Source organism: Albidovulum sp. (assembly GCF_008933605.1).
In the GTDB taxonomy this organism is placed as follows: Bacteria; Pseudomonadota; Alphaproteobacteria; order Rhodobacterales; family Rhodobacteraceae; genus Albidovulum.
The window spans coordinates 1-20,150 of the sequence record NZ_WBUS01000001.1 but is presented as its reverse complement, the minus strand read 5'-3'; the positions used below and the strand labels follow the sequence as shown (position 1 = coordinate 20,150).

Sequence of the window (20,150 nt, the reverse complement as noted above, 5' to 3'; positions counted from 1 at the left end):
CGCGCGAATACACCTCGGCGCGCGACGGTGCGATTGGAAAGGCCCCGGGATGAGCGATACGCTGACGGCCCTCGTTCTGGGGCTTCTCGAAGGGCTGACCGAGTTCATCCCGGTCTCCTCCACCGGGCATCTTCTGCTGGCGGGGCACTTTCTCGGCTTCGAAAGTGCAGGCAAGACCTTCGAGGTGGTGATCCAGCTCGGCGCCGTGCTTGCCATTCTCGGGGTCTACGCGGCCAAGATCTCGCGCACCATAGCGGGGCTTCCCTCGGACCCCGAGGCGCGGCGTTTCGCGGGGTCAATCCTCCTCGCCTTTCTGCCCGCGGTCGTGGTGGGCGTGCTGGCCCATGACTTCATCAAGGACGTACTCTTCGAAAGCCCCCGGCTCATCGCCACGATGCTCATTGCCGGGGGTGTCGTGCTGCTCGTGGTGGACCGCCTGCCGCTCAGCCCCCGCTATCACGACGCCGACCGCTTCCCGCTCTGGATGGCCTTCGGCATCGGTGTCGTCCAGTGCCTGGCCATGATCCCCGGCGTGTCCCGCTCCGGCGCCACCATCGTCGGCGCACTGGCCTTCGGGGCCGACAAGCGATCGGCGGCGGAGTTCTCGTTCTTCCTCTCGATGCCGACGATGGCCGCTGCCTTCACCTATGACCTCTGGAAGAACCGCGACGTTCTCGACTGGAGCGCGCTGGGCGAGATCGCCGTCGGGTTTGCGGCGGCCTTGGTGACGGCGGTTCTCGTCGTCAACTGGCTCCTCGGATACGTCAGCCGGCATGGCTATGCGCTCTTCGGATGGTGGCGAATCATCGTCGGCGCTACGGTTCTTGCCGCGCTGAGCCTCGGTTACTGAGTAATACGTCAGAACGAGTTACCTAAATTTTCGTTTTTTTTCGACCAGGCGCATGCAGCTCCGCGAAAAACGGTGAAATAGGTAAACCATACTGACTTTTATTCTTGCCGGATCGGCGGTAGCTATGCGCACCCTGTGTTCCGCCGGAAAGTCCTGCCCATGGCCAAGCAACGCATGCTCCAGTTCGTGACCGTCTCGAGGGAGATGCCGGAGAAACGTGCCGCCAGTGTCCGCGCGCAGGATTTCAACGAGATCTACCGCGAGTTCGCCGCCCAGAAGGCGGCCGAGCAGGCCGGCCGCTGCAGCCAGTGCGGCGTGCCCTATTGCCAGACCCATTGCCCCCTGCACAACAACATCCCCGACTGGCTAAGGATGACCGCCGAGGGCCGGCTGCAGGAAGCCTACGAGCTTGCGCAGGCCACCAATACCTTCCCGGAGATCTGCGGCCGCATCTGCCCGCAGGACCGGCTCTGCGAAGGCAACTGCGTCATCGAACAGGCGGGGCACGGCACCGTCACCATCGGCGCGATCGAGAAATACATCACCGACACCGCCTGGGACATGGGATGGGTGAAACCCGTGAAACCGGTGCAGGAGCGCGCCGAAAGCGTCGGCATCATCGGCGCGGGGCCGGGCGGGCTGGCGGCGGCCGATGCGCTGCGCCGCACGGGCATGCAGGTCACGGTCTATGACCGCTACGACCGCGCGGGTGGACTCATGACCTATGGCATCCCCGGCTTCAAGCTGGAGAAGGACGTGGTGATGCAGCGGATCGCCCAGCTGGAACAGGCCGGCGTCCAGTTCGTGCTTAACTGCAATGTCGGCGAGGACCTCGCCTTCGACGCGATCCGCGGCAAGCACGACGCCGTGATCATCGCCACCGGCGTCTACAAGAGCCGCGACCTCGGCGGGCCGAACGCGGGTGCCGCCGGCATCGTCCGCGCCATCGACTACCTGACCGCCGCGAACCGCAAGAGCTTCGGCGACGACGTGCCGGAATTCGATTCCGGCGAACTGAACGCGGAGGGCAAGCGCGTCGTCGTCATCGGCGGCGGCGACACTGCGATGGACTGCGTGCGCACCGCGATCCGCCAGGGCGCGCAGTCGGTCAAGTGCCTCTACCGCCGCGACCGGGCCAACATGCCGGGCAGCCAGCGCGAGGTCGCCAACGCCGAGGAGGAGGGCGTCGACTTCGTCTGGCTGACCGCGCCGCGCGGCTTCACCGCCGGCGAGTCCGTTGAAGGCGTGCTCGTCCAGCAGATGCGGCTCGGCGCGCCGGACGTCACCGGGCGGCAGTCGCCGGAGGTGATCGAGGGCGCGGACTATGTCGAGCCCGCCGATCTGGTGATCAAGGCGCTGGGATTCGAGCCGGAGGACCTGCCGAAGCTCTGGGGCGTCGAGGGCCTGGAGGTCACCCGCTGGGGCACCGTGAAGGCCGACTTCCGCAGCCACGCGACGAGCCTGCCGGGCGTCTTTGCCGTGGGCGACATCGTTCGCGGCGCCTCGCTTGTCGTCTGGGCGATCCGCGACGGGCGCGAGGCGGCGGACAGCGTGCTGGACTATCTCGCCGGCGCGCAGGCCGTGGCGGCGGAATGAGGGACGGCGGCCCGGGGAAAGGGCCGTCGGATCGGCGTCGGGCTGGCGTCGGGTTCGCGTCGGGTTCGCGTCGGTTTTCCGTCCCGACAGAGCGTGCGCCGCAAAGATTAACGGGTCAGGGACGCTGACCTTGAGAGTGAAGGAAACCTGACCGTGGCGAACGCGGCAAGGATCGTGTTGACAGGGGCGCTCGCGCTTCTCGCCCCGCCGGCCCTCGCCGGCGGCAAGTTCGCCGCGCCGCAGGGCTGCGAGGTCTTTGCGACCGTGCAGATGCGGTCCTGCCAGGTCTCGCAGCACTACCGCTGCCAGGGCGATGCGGCGGGCGACCAGTGGGCGCTCTACATGGACGGCCAGGGGCCCTATTACCTCAGCAAGATCGACAGCGAGACCCGCTGGCTGGAAAGCTACGACCTGACCACGGGCGAGCAGGACCGGCTGGCGGGCGAGACCGACCCGGCGTCCTTCACCACGCTCCTTTCCACCGGGCGGGACGATTACGATTTCACCACGGAGAGCGGAACGGGCGAGGTGCGCCGCTATACCGGCTATGATGAGCTGACCGGCGAGCGTGTCACCATCGACGGGGTGACGCTGGAGCGCACGCGCTTTGACCTGACCGCCTGGGATTCCGGGGGCCAGATGCTCTGGCACCGCAGGGGGCGCCAGCTTGTCCACCGTGACTGGCGGATCTTCTGGGCCGACACGGAAGATTTCGAGAACAGCTTCGGCGACCGGGAAAGCCTGGTAGACACGCCGATGCAGTTCGCGCTTCCGGGCGAGAAGGGATTCCTCGCGACCGATCCGATCTACGACTGCGACGAACTGGTGACCCAGGCGGCGCAACCCTTTCCAACCCTCGCAAGCGGAGGATGACGGCCATGACCGAGTTTGACACGCACTGGGCCGAGGCAGAGGCCGCGAAGCGCAAATGGATGGCCGAAAACAGCCTCTATCGCAGCGAGGACGAGCATTCCTCCTGCGGGGTCGGGCTCGTGGTCTCGATCGACGGCAAGGCCAGCCGCAAGGTCGTGGCCAACGGGATCGAGGCGCTGAAGGCGGTCTGGCACCGCGGCGCGGTCGATGCCGACGGCAAGACCGGCGACGGCGCGGGCATCCATGTGCAGATCCCGGTGAAGTATTTCTACGACCAGGTACGGCGCACCGGGCACGAGCCGGACCCGAAGAAGCTGATCGCCGTCGGCCAGGTCTTCCTGCCGCGCACCGACTTCGGCGCACAGGAACGCTGCCGGACCATCGTGGAGACGGAAGTCCTGCGGATGGGCCACTACATCTACGGCTGGCGCCACGTGCCGGTGGACACGAGCGTCCTGGGCGAAAAGGCCAACGCGACGCGCCCCGAGATCGAGCAGATCCTGATCCGCTGCGAGAAGGACATCGACCAGGAGCAGTTCGAGCGCGAGCTCTACATCATCCGCCGGCGGATCGAGAAGGCGGTGATCGCGGCGCAGATCGCCGGCATGTACATCTGTTCGCTCTCGTGCCGGTCGGTGATCTACAAGGGGATGATGCTGGCCGAACAGGTTTCGGTCTTCTACCCCGACCTGATGGACGAGCGATTTGAATCCGCCTTCGCCATCTATCACCAGCGCTATTCCACCAACACCTTCCCGCAATGGTCGCTGGCCCAGCCCTTCCGGATGCTCGCCCACAACGGCGAGATCAACACGCTGAAGGGCAACGTCAACTGGATGCGGAGCCACGAGATCCGCATGGCCTCGGCCGCCTTCGGCGAGATGGCCGAGGACATCAAGCCGATCATCCCGGCCGGCACCTCGGATTCCGGCGCGCTCGATTCGGTCTTCGAGGTGATGGTCCGCTCGGGCCGATCGGCGCCGATGACCAAGACGATGCTGGTGCCGGAGGCCTGGTCGAAGGCCACGACCAACATGCCGAAGGCCTGGGCCGACATGTATGCCTATTGCAACAGCGTGATGGAGCCCTGGGACGGGCCGGCGGCGCTGGCCATGACCGACGGGCGCTGGGTCTGCGGCGGGCTTGACCGCAACGGGCTCAGGCCCATGCGCTTTGTGGTGACCGGCGACGGCCTCCTGATCGCCGGGTCCGAGGTCGGGATGGTGCCCGTGGACGAGGCGGTGGTGCGCGAGAAGGGCGCGCTCGGCCCGGGGCAGATGATCGCCGTCGACATGAAGGAGGGCAAGCTCTTCCACGACCGGGAGATCAAGGATCGGCTGGCGGCGAGCCAGCCCTTCGGCGACTGGCTGTCGAAGGTGATCGACCTCAACTCGCTCATGCGCGACGTGCCGGAGAAGGCCGTCTTCGAGGGCGCCGAGCTGCGCCGCCGCCAGATCGCGGCGGGCTACACGCTGGAAGAGCTGGAGCAGGTCCTGGCCCCGATGGCCGAGGACGGCAAGGAGATGGTCGCCTCCATGGGCGACGACACCCCGGCCGCGGTCCTGTCGAAGCAGTACCGGCCGCTCAGCCACTTCTTCCGCCAGAACTTCAGCCAGGTGACGAACCCGCCCATCGACTCCCTGCGGGAGGCGCGGGTGATGAGCCTCAAGACCCGCTTCGGCAACCTCAAGAACGTGCTCGACGAGGACAGTTCCCAGACCGAGATCCTGGTGCTGGAGAGCCCGTTCATCGCCAATGCCGAGTTTGACGAGATGGTGCGCCAGTTCGGCGCCAACGTCGCCTTCATCGACTGCACCTTCCCCGCCGACGGCCAGCCGGACGCGCTGCGGCTCGGGCTGGAACGCATCCGGGCCGAGGCGGAGGATGCCGTGCGCTCGGGCGCGGGGCATCTTGTCCTGACCGATCAGCATCAGTCCGAGGCGCGGGTGGCGATGCCGATGATCCTCGCCACCTCGGCGGTGCACTCGTGGCTGACGCGCAAGGGGCTCAGGACCTTCTGTTCGCTGAACGTGCGGTCGGCCGAGTGCATCGACCCGCATTACTTCGCGGTGCTGATCGGCTGCGGCGCCACCACGGTGAACGCCTATCTGTCGCAGGATTCGATCGCCGACCGCATCCGCCGCGGCCTGATCGAGGGGAGCCTCGTGGAGGCGATGCGCCGCTACCGCGACGCCATCGACGCGGGCCTGCTGAAGATCATGTCGAAGATGGGGATCTCGGTCGTCTCCTCCTACCGCGGCGGCCTGAACTTCGAGGCGGTGGGGCTCTCCCGTGCCATGGTCGCGGAATACTTCCCCGGAATGCAGAGCCGCATCTCGGGCATCGGCGTTTCGGGCATCCAGCACAAGCTGGAGGAAATCCACGCCAAGGGCTGGAAGGGCGGCGCCGATGTCATGCCCGTCGGCGGCTTCTACAAGGCGCGGCGGTCGGGTGAGAAGCATGCCTGGGAGGCGCAGACGATGCACCTTCTCCAATCGGCCTGCGACCGCGCGAGCTATGACCTCTGGAAGCAGTACTCGGCCGCGATGCGGGCCAACCCGCCGATCCATATCCGCGACCTCCTCGACATCAAGCCGCTCGGCCGGCAGGTTCCGATCGAGGAGGTCGAGAGCATCACCTCGATCCGCAAGCGCTTCGTCACGCCGGGGATGTCGCTCGGCGCGCTTTCCCCCGAGGCGCACATGACGCTGAACATCGCCATGAACCGGATCGGCGCGAAGTCCGACAGCGGCGAGGGCGGCGAGGATCCGGCGCATTTCCTGCCGATGCCGAACGGCGACAACCCCTCCGCGAAGATCAAGCAGGTGGCTTCCGGCCGGTTCGGCGTGACCGCGGAATACCTGAACGCCTGCGAGGAGCTTGAGATCAAGGTCGCGCAGGGCGCCAAGCCCGGCGAGGGCGGCCAGCTTCCCGGGATGAAGGTGACGAGCCTGATTGCCCGGCTCCGGCACTCCACCCCCGGCGTGACGCTGATCTCGCCGCCGCCGCACCATGACATCTACTCGATCGAGGACCTCGCGCAGCTGATCTACGACCTGAAGCAGATCAACCCGCGCGCCAAGGTCACGGTGAAGCTCGTCGCCTCGTCCGGGGTCGGCACCATCGCCGCGGGCGTGGCCAAGGCCAAGGCCGACGTGATCCTCGTCTCGGGGCACAACGGCGGCACCGGCGCCTCGCCGGCGACCTCGATCAAGTATGCGGGCCTGCCCTGGGAGATGGGCCTGACCGAGGCGCACCAGGTGCTTGCGATGAACAAGCTCCGCGACCGGATCACGCTCAGGACCGATGGCGGGCTCAGGACCGGGCGCGACGTCGTCATGGCGGCGATGATGGGCGCCGAGGAATACGGCATCGGCACTGCCGCGCTGATCGCCATGGGCTGCATCATGGTGCGCCAGTGCCAGTCGAACACCTGCCCGGTGGGCGTCTGCACCCAGGACGAGAAGCTTCGCGCGGTGTTCAACGGCACGGCCGACAAGGTGGTGAACCTCATCACCTTGTACGCCCAGGAGGTGCGGGAAATCCTTAGCCAGATCGGCGCGCGGACGATGGATGAGATCATCGGCCGCGCCGATCTCCTGACGCAGGTGAGCCGGGGTCACGCGGACCTCGACGACCTCGACCTCAACCCGCTCCTCATCACCGTCGACGGGTCGGACCGTATCGTCTACGACCGGTCGAGGCCGCGGAACGCCGTGCCCGACACGCTGGATGCAGAGATCATCCGTGACGGCGCGCGGTTCTTCGAGGACGGCGAGAAGATGCAGCTTTCCTATGCCGTGCGGAACACCCACCGGACGATCGGGACACGCGCCTCCTCGCTCATCGTCCGGAAGTTCGGGATGCGCAACAGCCTGCAACCCGACCACCTGACGGTGAAGCTGACCGGGTCCTGCGGCCAGTCGCTCGGCGCCTTCGCGGCTCCGGGGCTGAAGCTCGAGGTGTCGGGCGACGCGAACGACTACGTCGGCAAGGGCCTGTCGGGCGGCATGATCGTCGTGCGGCCGCCGATGGCCTCGCCGCTGGAGGCGTCGGAGAACACGATCATCGGCAACACCGTGCTCTATGGCGCGACCGACGGGTATCTCTTTGCCTCCGGCCGGGCGGGCGAGCGCTTCGCCGTCCGCAACTCGGGTGCCAGGGTGGTGGTCGAGGGCTGCGGCTCGAACGGCTGCGAGTACATGACAGGCGGCGTCGCCGTCATCCTCGGCCGGATCGGCGCCAACTTCGGTGCCGGCATGACCGGGGGCATGGCCTATGTCCACGATCCCGACGGCACTGCCGAGGAGTTGATGAACCTCGAGACGCTCGTCACCTGCGCGGTCAGCCATCCGCATTGGGAAGCGCAGCTCAGGGGCCTCGTCGAACGGCACGCGGCCGAGACCGGCAGCCTGAAGGCCAGGCGCATCCTGCAGCACTGGTCGGCGGAGCGGGTGAACTTCATCCAGGTCTGCCCGAAGGAGATGCTGGTACACCTGGCGCATCCCCTGAGCGCAGACGCCGAGGCGGTTCCGGCGGAATAGGCCGGCACGTCGACCCGCGCCCCGGTGCGGCGGAACGCCGCAGCGGGGCAGGCCGGCACGGGACAATCCGGCAACAGACGCGGGAAAAGCGCCCCGCTCCGGGACGGGAGCGGGGCCGTCGAGGTTGACCTGCGCCGCCATGGCGGTTCCACTTTTCGCCCAACCGGAACAGCCGGGCAGCGGGTCCATGCCGACGACCTATCTGGAGCAATTCTTCGCCATCGACCCCTCGGCCCCGCCCGGGTCGGGGACTTCGCTGGACGTCCAGCAGCTCGACCTCGTCGACTGGCAGAACAACAACGTCATCAACACCAACAACAACAACGGCGACCGCATCGACGGCTCCGACATCCGGCAGATGTATCCGGGCGACACGATCACCGTGATCATGAGGGGCCAGACGGTCACGATCACCGGTGTGACCTTCTACCTCGCCGACGGTCGCGTCCTGTTCACGCCGACGGACGGGACGCGGCTCTACGATGCGACCTTCCAGAGCTCGACCTTCGTCAACACGCAGGGCGGGCTGCCGGTCGGCGCCTTCGGACCGCCCTGTTTCACGCCGGGCACGCGGATCCGCACAGCGGCCGGCGACGCGCCGGTGGAGACGCTGGTGCCGGGCGACCTCGTGGACACACTGGACGGGGGTCCGCAGCCGCTGCGCTGGACCGGCCGGCGGAAGGTGGACGGCACGGGTGACTTCGCCCCGGTGCGGATCGCGGCGGGCGCGCTCGGCAACCGGCGGGCGCTCGTCGTCTCGCCGCAGCACCGGATGCTCCTCACCGGCTGGCGGGCGGAACTCCACTTCGGCGAACCCGAGGTGCTGGTCGCTGCCCTCCACCTCGTCGGCCGTCCGGGGATCGAACGCACACCGGTCCCGGAGGTGGACTATTGCCATCTCCTGTTCGACGATCACGAGGTCATCTTCGCCGAGGGCGCGCCAACGGAGAGCTTTCACCCCGGCAGCATCCTGCTGGCGGGAGACAGGGCGCTTTACGCCGAGATCGTGTCGATCTTCCCCGAACTGGCGGCGCGCGATCCGGCGAGCCTGGCGGCCGCGCGCCCGATCCTGGGCGGGCGAGAGGCCCGCGTTCTCGGCGGCTGAATCCGCCCGCGGCGGCGTGATCGGCTTGACCCCGACGGCCCTCGCATGATTGATCTCCTCCGATGGCGAAGGGCAGCAAACCGAGAACGAGATCGCGGCGAAAGCCCGCGCCGGCGCGCAGGGGCGCCACTCTGCGCGACCTCGTCAGATGGAGCGGACGCGGACTCCTGGGCCTTGTCGGGCTGTTCCTTTTCCTCGTCCTCGCCTTCACCGTCGTGAACCCGGTCTTCACCCCCTACATGATCGCCGAAAGCTGGCGCCAGGGCGGGGTCAGCCGGGACTGGGTCGCCCTCGAGGAGATCCCGCCCGAGGTGGCGCGGTCCGTCGTGGCGGCGGAGGACGCGAATTTCTGCCTGCACTGGGGCTTCGACATGCGCGCGATCCGCGCCGCGCTGGACGAGGGCGCCGGTCGGGGCGCCTCGACGATCACGCAGCAGGTGGTGAAGAACGTCTTTCTCTGGCAGGGGCGAAGCTGGCCCCGCAAGGCGCTCGAGGCGCTGATGACGCCGGTGGTCGAGCTTGTCTGGACGAAGCGGCGGATCATCGAGGTCTATCTGAACGTCGCCGAGACCGGAAAGGGCCTCTTCGGGGTCGGGGCCGCGGCCGAGGCCTATTTCGGCCGCCCCGCCGCCGATCTGACGCCGGTGCAGTCGGCGCTCATCGCGGCCGCTCTGCCCGATCCGAAGGGCCGCAACCCCGGCCGGCCCTCGGGATTCCTGCGAAAGCGCGCCGCCGAGATCGCCGACGGGGCGGCGACGATCCGCGCCGACGGCCGCGCCGACTGTTTCGAGGATTGATCGCGAGGGGCGCGGCCGGTATCACGGGGCCGCATCCGCGACACGAGCTTTCCGCATGACCCGTCTCTTCCACGTCCCGCTCTCGCCCTTCTGCCGCAAGGTGCGGCTGACGCTTGCCGAGAAGCGGATCGAGGTGGAACTGGTGGAGGAGCGCTACTGGGAACAGGGGCCGGAATTCCTGCGCCGCAATCCGGCGGGCAAGATCCCGGTCATCAAGCTCAACGGCCGGACCATGTCCGAGAGCCAGGCGATCTGCGAGTACCTCGACGAGACGGTGCCCGAGCCGCGGCTGATGCCGCGCGATCCGGAGGGGCGCTACGAGGTGCGCCGGCTCTGCGCCTGGTTCGACGACAAGTTCCACGAGGAAGTGACCTCGAAGCTGCTCTACGAGCGCGTCAACAAGAAGGTCATGAAGCTCGGCTACCCGGATTCGAAGAACGTCAAGTCCGGCTCGGCGCGGATCAAGTACCACCTCGACTACCTGAGCTGGCTTCTCGATCAGCGGCGCTGGCTGGCGGGCAACGAGATGACGCTGGCGGACTTCGCCGCCGCCGCGCATCTCTCGAGTCTCGACTACATCTCGGACGTGGACTGGAACCGCAGCCAGAACGTGAAGGACTGGTATGCCAAGATCAAGTCGCGGCCCTCGTTCCGGTCGCTCCTGGCCGACCAGGTGCCGGGCTTCCCGCCGCCGGCGCATTATGCCGATCTGGATTTCTGAGGCGGGCGGCCGGGGGCGCCGCCCCCGGACCCCCGAGGTATTTGGGGCAAGATGAACGCAGCGGAGTTCAGGGCCGCGATCACTGCGCGCGCCGTGGCAGAGGGCTTTTCGGCGGTCGGCTACTGCGCGCCCTCCGCGATTCCCGAGGCGGCGGGGCGGCTCGCCGCCTTCGTCGCCGCCGGGCGGCACGGGCAGATGGGCTGGATGGCAGAGCGGATGTCCTGGCGCGGCGATCCGGCGGCGCTCTGGCCCGAGGCACGGACCGTGATCATGCTGGCGGAGTCCTATGCGCCCGGCTACGACCCGCTCGCGGTTCTTGCCGCGCGCGACCGGGCGGCGGTGTCCTGCTACGCGCAGGGCAGGGACTATCACGACCTGGTGAAGAAGCGGCTGAAGCGGGTCGGGCGCTGGCTGATCGAGGAGGCCGCGAAAGGCTCTGAAGCGGCCGAAATCAAGGTTTTCGTCGATACCGCGCCGGTGATGGAAAAGCCCCTGGCGGAGGCCGCCGGACTCGGCTGGCAGGGCAAGCACACGAACCTCGTCAGCCGCGATCTCGGAAGCTGGTTCTTCCTTGGCGCGATCTTCACCACGCTCGACCTGCCGAAGGACGAGGCCGAGACGGATCGTTGCGGTTCCTGCCGGGCCTGTCTCGACATCTGCCCGACGGGCGCCTTCCCCGCCCCCCGCCAGCTCGACGCCCGGCGCTGCATATCCTACCTCACGATCGAGTACCGGGGCCCGGTGGACGAGGCGCTCCGGCCCCTGCTCGGAAACCGCGTCTATGGCTGCGACGATTGCCTCGCCGTCTGCCCGTGGAACAAGTTCGCGCAGGCCGCCCGCGAGACGGGCTATGCCGCGCGGGTCGGCGCGCCGCCCCTGGCGGAGCTGGCGGCGCTCGACGATGCCGGGTTCCGGGAGCGGTTTTCGGGAAGCCCGATCAAGCGGATCGGGCGCGACCGCTTCCTGCGCAACGTCCTTTATGCCATCGGCAATTCCCGCGACCGGCGGCTCCGCGAGGCGGCTGCCGCGCATCTCGGCGACGCCGACCCGGCGGTGGCGGATGCGGCGCGCTGGGCGGTGGGTCGGCTGGCGGAATAGGGACCGCCGGCGGCGCCCGCCGAATTCGGGGTGGCCACGCCGGCGATTCGGCTGCATCCTTGGGGTGTCCCGCTCTGTCGGGCGGAAGAACCGAGGAGGAAACCATGAGCCGGCCTGCTGCTGACCGTCGCACGAGTTCCGAGGGAAGCCGTCTGAAGCGCTTCATCGAGATCGAGAAGGCCCAGGGGGCCGAGGGAAGCCACCCCGCGGCCCGGGCGCTGCACGAACGCGCCGCGGAGCGCGACGACGGCACCAAGGTGCGGGAATACGCCCGGATCGAGCGGGGGCGGACGGCTTGACGGCGGGCCTGCGGCCTCAGCCGTCACCCTCGAGAATCGCCAGGATCGCCGCGAAGCCGCGCGCGCTTGCGTGATCGCGCGGCGTCTTGCCGTCACGGTCGGCGACGGTCGCATCCGCGCCCGCTGCGACCAGTGCCCGGACGGTCGCCTGGTGGTCCGGGCCGCCGTCCCCGAGAATCACCGCCTCCAGGAGCGCGGTCCAGCCCAGGTTGTTGACGTGATCGAGCGGCGCGCCCGCTGCAATGAGACGGCGCACCACCTCGGCATGGCCGAGCTCGGACGCGGCGATGAGCGCGGTGCCGTCCCAGTTGGTGTGGATGAGATCGGGGCGGTTGCCGAGATCGAGGGCGAGCGACATGAGATCGGCGTCGCCCGCGACGGCGGCGATGGTCACGACGTCGTAGCCCTGCCAGTCCTGCGCATTCATGTCGGCGCCGCCCTCCGCCAGCGCCCGCAATGCCTCGTCCGCCGAGGCGAAGGCGGCGAGGATCGTCGGCGTGCGGCGGCGGCGGTCGCGGACGTTCACCTCGGCGCCCTCGGCCATCAGGCGGCGCACCGCGGCCGCGTCGTTGTCGAGCGCGGCCCGGTGGAGGCTGCGGTAGCCGGCGATGTCCGCGGACGAGGGCGCGACCTGGGCGGAGGCCGGCGCGGCGGCGAGGAGGACAAGCGCGACGAGCAGACGGATCATCGGAAACTCCCAGATGTGCGGACCGGCGGCAGGCTTGCCGGGGCGAGGCCTGCGGACCATATGGGACAGGAATTCGGAGTGGGGCGCCAGCATGGACTTTCGCGAAAGACTTTCCGCTGTTCTGGAACGTCCTCTGGTCCGCAACGGCATCATCGCGGTGATCGTCCTTAACGCGCTGATCCTCGGGCTTGAGACGTCGGGGCGTGCCATGGCGGTGGCCGGTGGTCTTCTCGTGGCGCTGGACCGGATCTGCCTTGCGATCTTCGTGGCCGAGATCGGCGCCAAGATCTTCGTCCGCCGGCTGGGATTCTTCCGCGACGGCTGGAACCTCTTCGACTTCACCATCGTCGCCATCGCCCTCGTGCCCGCGGGGCAGGGGTTCGCGGTTCTCCGCGTGCTGCGCATCCTCAGGGTGCTGCGGCTCATCTCCGCGGCGCCAAGGCTCAGGCGCGTGGTCGAGGGCCTCCTCAGCGCGCTACCCGGCATGGGTTCGGTCTTCCTGCTGATGGGAATCATCTTCTACGTCGGCGCGGTGATGGCGACGAAGCTCTTCGGCGCGAGCTTCCCCGGATGGTTCGGCACGCTCGGCCGGTCGGGCTACACGCTCTTCCAGGTGATGACGCTGGAAAGCTGGTCGATGGGCATCGTGCGGCCGGTGATGGAGGTCCACGACTGGGCCTGGGCCTTCTTCCTGCCCTTCATCCTTCTCACCACCTTCGCGGTGATGAACCTTGTCGTCGGCCTCATCGTGAACTCCATGCAGGCGGCGCACAGCGCCGAGGAGGTCGCCCAGACGGATGCCTACCGGGAGGAGGTGCTGGCGCGGCTTAGGGCCATCGAGTCGCGGCTCGATCGGCAAGAATAGGGTCTATTCAGGCGCGTTTGCCGGCGACGATGGCCACGCCGAGCACCTCCAGCACCTTCGCCTCGATCTCGGCCGCGTTCATGCCGGCCACGGCATACATGTCGTCGGGGCTCGCCTGGTCGATGAAGGTGTCCGGCAGGACCATGGAGCGGAACTTCAGGCCGCGGTCGAAGACGCCCTCCTCGGCCAGAAGCTGGGCGACGTGGCTACCGAAGCCGCCGATGGCGCCCTCCTCGATGGTGACAAGCGCCTCGTGGTGGCGGGCGAGCGACAGGATCAGGTCGCGGTCGAGCGGCTTGGCGAAGCGGGCGTCGGCCACGGTCGGGGCAAGCCCGCGCTGGCTGAGGTTCTCGCGCGCCTTCAGCACCTCGGCGAGCCGCGTCCCGAAGGAAAGGATCGCAACCCGGCCGCCGTCGGCGACGATGCGGCCCCTGCCGATCTCGAGCGGCGTGCCGCGTTCAGGCATCTCCACCCCGGCGCCCTCGCCGCGCGGGTAGCGGAAGGCGCTGGGCCGGTCGTCGAGCGCGGCGGCGGTGGCGACCATGTGGACAAGCTCGGCCTCGTCGGCCGCGGCCATCACCACGAAGTCGGGCAGGTTGGCGAGGAAGGCCACGTCGAAGCTGCCGGCGTGGGTCGCGCCATCGGCGCCGACGAGGCCGGCGCGGTCGATGGCGAAGCGGACGGGAAGTCGCTGGATCGCGACGTCATGCACGACCTGGTCATAGCCGCGCTGCAGGAAGGTCGAGTAGATCGCGCAGAAGGGTTTCAGCCCCCCGGCGGCGAGGCCGGCCGAGAACGTCACGGCGTGCTGTTCGGCGATGCCGACGTCGAAGGTGCGGCGCGGGAACCGCTCGGCGAAGAGATTGAGGCCCGTGCCGTCCGGCATCGCGGCGGTGACGGCGACGATACGGTCGTCGGCCTCGGCCGCGCGGATCAGGCTCTGCGCGAAGACCTTGGTATAGGCGGGCGCGTTCGAGGGTGCCTTCTTCTGCTCGCCCGTCACCGGGTCGAACTTCGCCGTCGCATGGCCCTTGTCGGCGGCGCGTTCGGCGGGCGCAAACCCCTTGCCCTTCTTCGTCAGCACGTGGATCAGGATCGGCCCGGTCGCCCGCGCCTTCGCGGTGCGCAGGACGGGAAGCAGCTGGTCGAGGTCGTGGCCGTCGATGGGCCCGACATAGGTGAAGCCCAGCTCCTCGAAGAGGGTGCCGCCGATGGTCATGCCCTTCAGCATCTCCTTGGCGCGGCGGGCGCCTTCCTGGAAGGGCTCTGGCAGGAGGCTGATCGCGCCCTTGGCAGCCGCCTTCAACTCCTGGAACGGCGGCTCGGCATAGAGGCGGGAGAGATAGGCCGAGAGCGCGCCGACCGGGGGCGCGATCGACATCTCGTTGTCATTGAGGATGACGAAGAGCCGCTTCTTAAGGTGGCCGGCGTTGTTCAGCGCCTCGAAGGCCATGCCCGCGCTCATCGCGCCGTCGCCGATCACCGCGACGGCGTCGCCCGGGCTGCCGCCGAGGTCGCGCGCCACGGCGAAGCCGAGGGCGGCGGAGATGGAGGTGGAGGAATGCGCCGCGCCGAAGGGGTCGTAGGGCGATTCCGAGCGCTTGGTGAAGCCGGAAAGCCCGCCCTTCTGGCGTAGCGTGCGGATGCGGTCGCGCCGGCCGGTCAGGATCTTGTGCGGATAGCACTGGTGGCCGACGTCCCAGATGATCTTGTCGCGGGGCGCGTCGAAGACGGCGTGGAGCGCGACGGTAAGTTCCACAACCCCGAGCCCGGCGCCGAGGTGGCCGCCCGTCACCGACACCGCGCTGATCGTTTCGGCGCGGAGTTCGTCGGCAAGCATCCGCAGTTCGCGGTCCGACAGCGCCTTCATGTCGGCGGGCGTCGATACGCGGTCGAGCGTGGGGGTCAAGGGTCGGTCGGTCATGCGCCCTCCCCGGGCGTGCGCTCAGTTCTCGCGGGCAATAACGAAACGCGCGGCCTCTCTCAAGGTTTCGGCTGCGCCAGCATAGGGGAAAAGCGCGGCCTCCGCTTCGGCAACGAGGTCGCGGGCGCGTTTTTTCGCGCCCGCGAGGCCGAGAAGCGAGACGAACGTGGCCTTGCCCGCGGCGGCATCCTTGCCGAGCGCCTTGCCGGCCTTGGCCGGGTCGCCCTCCACGTCGATGATGTCGTCGGCGATCTGGAACGCGAGGCCGAGGGCGCGGGCATAGGCGGCGAGCGGCGCCGGGTCGGCCCCGGCGAGGATCGCGCCGGCTGTCGCGGAATAGGCGATGAGCGCGCCGGTCTTGCCCGCCTGGAGCGCCGTGATCTCGTCGAGCGTCAGCGGCCGGGGCGCGGTTTCGGCGGCGACGTCGAGCGCCTGGCCGAGTACCATGCCCTCGGCGCCGGCGGCGCGGGCGAGGGCGGCGACGAGCGCGATGCGCCGCTCGGCGGAACCAAGGGCGGGATCGGTGAGAAGCTCGAACGCGAGCGTCTGAAGCCCGTCGCCCGCAAGGACGGCGGTGGCCTCGTCCCATTTGACGTGGATTGTCGGCAGGCCGCGGCGAAGCGCGTCGTCATCCATGCAGGGCAGGTCGTCATGGACCAGCGAATAGGCATGCAGCGCCTCGACCGCTGCGGCGGCCGGCATGGCGACGGTGGCGGGAATTCCGTGGAGCGCCGCGCTTTCCAGCACGAGGAAGGCGCGCAGCCGCTTGCCCCCCTGCAACGCGTAGCGCATGGCATGGACGACCGGCACCTCGGCCCGCCGTGCAAGCGCGGCGTCGAGCGCCGCCTGCACCCCGGCCTGCGCCGCCTGCAAACGCTGGGCGAACACCTAGAGCCCTTCGACCGGCACCGTTCCGGCGGGCGCGCCGTCGGGACCGAGGGTGATCTTCGCCACCTTCTCCTCCGCCTCCTTCAGCTTCTTTTCGCAATGCGCCTTGAGCCGCGCGCCTTCCTCGTAGAGCGCGATGGATTTCTCCAGCTCCACGTTGCCGGATTCGAGATCGCGCACGACCGCTTCCAGCTTCTTCATCGCTTCCTCGAAGCTCATCCCGGTCAGATCGCTCATGCGCCCCGCTCCATCAGCACGTCCAGATGCGCCGCGACGGAGGCCGCGAGCGCGTCGAGATCATAGCCGCCTTCAAGGGCGGAGACCACCCGGCCGGCGCAGACCTCCTCGGCCAGGTCACGGATCGCGCGGGTGATCCAGGTGTAGTCGGCCTCGGTCCACATCAGGTTGGCGAGCGGGTCGTCGCGGTGCGCGTCGAACCCGGCGGAGACGAGGACCAACTCGGGCCGGAACGCCCGGACGCGGGCGAGCGCCGGTTCCCAGGCCGCGCGCATCTCGGCCCCGCCGGTGCCGGGGCGCAGCGGCAGGTTGATGACCTGCCCGTGCGCGCCCGTCTCCTCCGCCCCTCCGGTGCCGGGCCAGAGCGGGAACTGTTGCGACGAGACGAAGACCGCGCGCGGTTCATCCCAGAGGAGGTCCTGCGTGCCGTTGCCATGGTGGACGTCGAAGTCGAGCACGGCGACGCGGGCGAGCCCATGCCGGTCGAGCGCGTATTTCGCCGCGATGGCGACCGTGCCGAAAAGGCAGAAGCCCATCGCGCGGCTCGTCTCGGCATGGTGGCCCGGCGGGCGCATGGCGACGAAGGCGTTTCGCGCCTCGCCCTTGAGGACGGCATCGACAGCGGCCTCGGCGCCGCCCAGGGCGCGCAGCGCCGCTTCCCACGAGCCTTCGGACATGAAGGTATCGGCGTCGATCTGCGCGCCCTCGCCCGCTACGGGGCGCGCCGCCTTGATCTCCGCGACATAGGACGCCGCATGACAGCGCAGGAGCTCCGCCTCATCGGCGAGCGGCGCCTCCCGCCGGTCGAGCGCGGCGAAGCGGTCAGCCGCAAGGGCCGCGAGGATGGCGTGGAGCCTCTCCACCCGCTCGGGATGGCCGGCGGGCGTGACGTGGTTCAGGGCGGCGGAGTGGGTGAGGAAAAGCGTGGTCATCCCGCGACCCTAGCGCGGGCGCGGGCAATGGCAAGACCACGGGATTCGCGGCTGCCGGACGCCGGGCCGAATTCCATGAACCGTGCACGGGCGCCTTCTTGCCGGGCGCCGGCGCGCATCACCCAAGGTCCCTAGTCCGGCGCGAGCATGTAGCCTGCGCCGCGCACGGTCTGGAGGTAGCGGGGCTGCTTCGGATCGGTCTCGAACTTGCGGCGCAGCCGGGTGATCTGCACGTCCACCGCGCGTTCCTGCGCCTGCCCGGTGTCGCCCCGGCCGCCGCCGCGGTTCAGGTCCTCCACCAGCGCGGTGCGGCTCACCGGTTCGCCGGGACGCGCGGCGAAGATGCGCATCAGCGCCGCCTCGGTGGCGGTCAGCCGGATGAGGTCGGCACCGCGCCACATCTCGCCGCGGTCGACGTCATAGCGCACCTCGCCCATGGTCAGGACCTTGGGGAGCTTGGGTTCCACCTTCGCCGGGGTGCGCCTGAGGATGGCGTTGATCCGCAGGAGAAGCTCCCTCGGCTCGAAGGGCTTGGAGAGGTAGTCGTCGGCACCGGCCTCCAGTCCCGCGATCCGGTCGTCGGTTTCGCCCCGCGCCGTCAGCAGGAGGATCGGCGTCGCCATCATGGCGCGGAGTTCGCGCGTCAGGCTGATCCCGTCCTCGCCCGGCATCATCACGTCCATCACGATCAGGTCGAAGTCGAGCCCGGCGAGGAGCCGCCGCGCATGGCCGGCGTCGCGCGCCGTCGTGACCCAGAAACCGTTGCGGATCAGGAACTTCTGGAGGAGCGAGCGGATGCGCTCGTCGTCATCGACGATGAGGAGATGGGTGTCGGGCTGGGCCGTCATGCCGCACCGTCCTTGATGGCCTGGTACTGCCGCCGGATGTCCGGGTCCATCATCGCCTCCAGCACCTGGCGGAACCCGGCCACCGCCGCCGGCCCCGCCGCGCGGTAGGCGGCGCGCATCCGTGCCCGCTGGGCGTCGCTGAGTTCGCGCTCCAGAAGGGCGCCCTTCTCGGTCAGGAAGAGGTTGCGCTCGCGCTTGTCGCGCCGGCCGACCCGGGCCTCCACCAGCCCGTCGTCCACCAGTGTCCGGAGTACCCGGTTGAGCGACTGCTTCGTCACCCCGAGCGTGCCGAGAAGCGCGTTCACCGTCAGGCCCGGCTGGCGGTGGATGAAATGGATCGCCCGGTGATGGGCGCGGCCGTAATCGTAGTTCTCGAGAATCCGGTCGGGGTCGGCGGTGAAGGCGCGGTAGGCGAAGAACATCGCCTCGATCCCCTTGCGGAGCTGTTCATCGGTCAGGAAGAGGAGGCTTTCGCCCCCCTGGCCCGCCTTGCTGTCCGCACCCATGAACCGGAACCCTCCGCACCTGCCTTGAGCGCGATTTTATGTCAGCGATGTTGACTTTCCAAGACTCAACTGCTAGCGAGTCTCCGATTTCGCGCAACATTATGTCCGAAGCGGACCTAGTTCGCGCAACTTATGCAAAACGGGTGCGCCCGAGGAGGATGCGATGGCAGGGGCCTATGACGACCGCGACGGCAAGATCTGGATGGACGGCAAGCTGGTGGACTGGCGCGATGCCAAGGTCCACATCCTGACCCATGCGCTGCACTACGCCTCCTCGGTCTTCGAGGGCGAGCGCTGTTATGACGGCAAGATATTCAAGGGCCACGAGCACTCGCTGCGGCTGCGCCGGTCGGCGGACCTCCTGGACATGGAACTTCCCTACTCGGCCGAGGAGCTTGACGCCGCCAAGGAGGCGATGCTGAAGGCGAACGGCTGGACCAACGCCTATGTCCGCGCCATCGCCTGGCGCGGGGCGGGCGAGGACATGGGCGTCTCGGCCCGCCGCAACCCGATCCGGGTCGCCGTGGCGGGCTGGGAATGGGGCAACTACTACGGCGACGCGAAGCTGAAGGGCGCGAAGCTCGACATCTCGAAATGGAAGCGCCCCTCGCCCGAGACGATCCCGTCGGAAGCCAAGGCCGCGGGGCTTTACATGATCTGCACCATGTCCAAGCACGCGGCCGAGGCGAAGGGCTGTTCGGACGCGATGATGTTCGACTACCGCGGCTATGTCGCCGAGGCGACCGGGGCGAACATCTTCTTCGTCAAGGGGGGCGAGGTGCACACGCCCAAGGCCGACTGCTTCCTGAACGGCATCACCCGGCAGACGGTGATCGGGATGCTGAAGGACATGCAGGTCAAGGTGCACGAGCGCCACATCCTGCCCGAGGAGCTGGAGGGCTTCGAACAGTGCTGGCTGACCGGCACCGCCGCCGAGGTCACGCCCGTGGGCCAGATCGGCAGCTACAACTTCGAGGTCGGCGACCTGACGAAGCGGGTGGCGAGCGAGTACGAGAAGCTCGTGCGCGCCTGACGCGCGCACGAGCTTTACCCTTGCCGGCGTCACTCGTTACGAAACGGGGGTCACGGGCAGGCGGCCACGTAGGTATAGCCGCTGGGATAGCGATAGGTGCACTGGCGCGGCTGGTTGGCGGCGCTGACGAGGCCGCCCACCGCCGCGCCGGCCGCGCCGCCGAGCACCGCGCCTTCGAGCTTGTCGCCATCGTCGGAGGCGATCGCCCCGACGGCGGCGCCGGTCAGCGCCCCGGTGGCGACGTTCTGGTCGGTGGTGTTCTGGCAGGCGGCGAGGCCGCCGCGAGCGGCACGAGGAGCAGGAACTTCTTCATCAGGGATCTCCCAGGTTGGTCGCGTACCACGGC

Annotated in this window: 19 protein-coding genes; 11 read left to right on the top strand and 8 right to left on the bottom strand. The window is 68.7% G+C overall.

Going from position 1 to position 20,150, the window contains the following annotated elements; translation table 11 throughout:
• The first annotated feature begins 49 nt into the window (after window positions 1-49).
• The 9 genes from F9K34_RS00095 (at window position 50) to F9K34_RS00055 (ending at window position 11,883) form a co-directional block, all read left to right on the top strand.
• On the top strand, window positions 50-850 hold the full coding sequence (locus F9K34_RS00095) for an undecaprenyl-diphosphate phosphatase (RefSeq protein WP_291334425.1): 801 nt from the start codon (window positions 50-52) through the stop codon (window positions 848-850).
• Between the two features lie 159 nt (window positions 851-1,009).
• Complete coding sequence (locus tag F9K34_RS00090; protein ID WP_291334424.1) at window positions 1,010-2,446, top strand: NAD(P)-dependent oxidoreductase; 1,437 nt, start codon at window positions 1,010-1,012, stop codon at window positions 2,444-2,446.
• A 153-nt stretch (window positions 2,447-2,599) separates the two neighbouring features.
• Window positions 2,600-3,319 (top strand): hypothetical protein, encoded by a 720-nt coding sequence (locus F9K34_RS00085; RefSeq protein ID WP_291334423.1) that lies wholly within the window; start codon window positions 2,600-2,602, stop codon window positions 3,317-3,319.
• 5 nt (window positions 3,320-3,324) lie between these two features.
• Complete coding sequence (gltB, locus tag F9K34_RS00080) at window positions 3,325-7,863, top strand: glutamate synthase large subunit (RefSeq protein ID WP_291334422.1); 4,539 nt, start codon at window positions 3,325-3,327, stop codon at window positions 7,861-7,863.
• Window positions 7,864-8,050: 187 nt separating this feature from the next.
• Window positions 8,051-8,968, top strand: a complete 918-nt coding sequence (locus F9K34_RS00075) for a Hint domain-containing protein (RefSeq protein ID WP_291334421.1) — start codon at window positions 8,051-8,053, stop codon at window positions 8,966-8,968.
• Between the two features lie 62 nt (window positions 8,969-9,030).
• A complete protein-coding gene (mtgA, locus tag F9K34_RS00070; protein ID WP_291334420.1) occupies window positions 9,031-9,765 on the top strand; it encodes a monofunctional biosynthetic peptidoglycan transglycosylase in 735 nt (244 codons plus the stop codon).
• 55 nt (window positions 9,766-9,820) lie between these two features.
• A complete protein-coding gene (gene fzlA / locus F9K34_RS00065; RefSeq protein WP_291334419.1) occupies window positions 9,821-10,486 on the top strand; it encodes an FtsZ-binding protein FzlA in 666 nt (221 codons plus the stop codon).
• A gap of 51 nt (window positions 10,487-10,537) precedes the next feature.
• Window positions 10,538-11,584, top strand: a complete 1,047-nt coding sequence (gene queG, locus F9K34_RS00060; RefSeq protein WP_291334418.1) for a tRNA epoxyqueuosine(34) reductase QueG — start codon at window positions 10,538-10,540, stop codon at window positions 11,582-11,584.
• A gap of 104 nt (window positions 11,585-11,688) precedes the next feature.
• Window positions 11,689-11,883 carry a hypothetical protein gene (locus F9K34_RS00055; protein WP_291334417.1) on the top strand — a complete coding sequence of 65 codons (195 nt, stop codon included), beginning with the start codon at window positions 11,689-11,691 and terminating at the stop codon, window positions 11,881-11,883.
• Window positions 11,884-11,899: 16 nt separating this feature from the next.
• Here the strand turns inward: F9K34_RS00055 and F9K34_RS00050 are convergent, their stop codons facing one another.
• Window positions 11,900-12,571, bottom strand: a complete 672-nt coding sequence (locus tag F9K34_RS00050; RefSeq protein ID WP_291334416.1) for an ankyrin repeat domain-containing protein — start codon at window positions 12,569-12,571, stop codon at window positions 11,900-11,902.
• A 91-nt stretch (window positions 12,572-12,662) separates the two neighbouring features.
• Between F9K34_RS00050 and F9K34_RS00045 the strand changes: the two genes are divergently transcribed.
• Window positions 12,663-13,436 (top strand): ion transporter, encoded by a 774-nt coding sequence (locus tag F9K34_RS00045; protein ID WP_291334415.1) that lies wholly within the window; start codon window positions 12,663-12,665, stop codon window positions 13,434-13,436.
• 7 nt (window positions 13,437-13,443) lie between these two features.
• On the opposite strand, the gene dxs is transcribed toward F9K34_RS00045, so the two are convergent.
• From dxs to F9K34_RS00015, 6 genes are all read right to left on the bottom strand, one after another.
• Window positions 13,444-15,360, bottom strand: coding sequence for a 1-deoxy-D-xylulose-5-phosphate synthase (gene dxs / locus F9K34_RS00040; protein WP_291334414.1), 1,917 nt, complete (start codon window positions 15,358-15,360; stop codon window positions 13,444-13,446).
• 21 nt (window positions 15,361-15,381) lie between these two features.
• On the bottom strand, window positions 15,382-16,248 hold the full coding sequence (locus F9K34_RS00035) for a polyprenyl synthetase family protein (protein ID WP_291334413.1): 867 nt from the start codon (window positions 16,246-16,248) through the stop codon (window positions 15,382-15,384).
• Complete coding sequence (locus F9K34_RS00030) at window positions 16,249-16,485, bottom strand: exodeoxyribonuclease VII small subunit (protein WP_291334412.1); 237 nt, start codon at window positions 16,483-16,485, stop codon at window positions 16,249-16,251. It abuts the gene before it with no gap.
• Window positions 16,482-17,417 (bottom strand): histone deacetylase family protein, encoded by a 936-nt coding sequence (locus tag F9K34_RS00025; RefSeq protein WP_291334411.1) that lies wholly within the window; start codon window positions 17,415-17,417, stop codon window positions 16,482-16,484. The genes F9K34_RS00030 and F9K34_RS00025 overlap by 4 nt, the downstream gene beginning before the upstream one ends.
• Window positions 17,418-17,548: 131 nt before the next feature.
• Complete coding sequence (locus tag F9K34_RS00020; RefSeq protein WP_291334410.1) at window positions 17,549-18,265, bottom strand: response regulator; 717 nt, start codon at window positions 18,263-18,265, stop codon at window positions 17,549-17,551.
• Complete coding sequence (locus F9K34_RS00015) at window positions 18,262-18,771, bottom strand: MarR family winged helix-turn-helix transcriptional regulator (protein WP_291334409.1); 510 nt, start codon at window positions 18,769-18,771, stop codon at window positions 18,262-18,264. The genes F9K34_RS00020 and F9K34_RS00015 overlap by 4 nt, the downstream gene beginning before the upstream one ends.
• 163 nt (window positions 18,772-18,934) lie before the next feature.
• Between F9K34_RS00015 and F9K34_RS00010 the strand changes: the two genes are divergently transcribed.
• Complete coding sequence (locus tag F9K34_RS00010) at window positions 18,935-19,804, top strand: branched-chain amino acid aminotransferase (RefSeq protein WP_291334408.1); 870 nt, start codon at window positions 18,935-18,937, stop codon at window positions 19,802-19,804.
• A 50-nt stretch (window positions 19,805-19,854) separates the two neighbouring features.
• On the opposite strand, the gene F9K34_RS00005 is transcribed toward F9K34_RS00010, so the two are convergent.
• Window positions 19,855-20,150, bottom strand: a 296-nt coding sequence (locus F9K34_RS00005) for a YMGG-like glycine zipper-containing protein (protein ID WP_366557737.1), incomplete at its 5' end; no start/stop codon positions are given.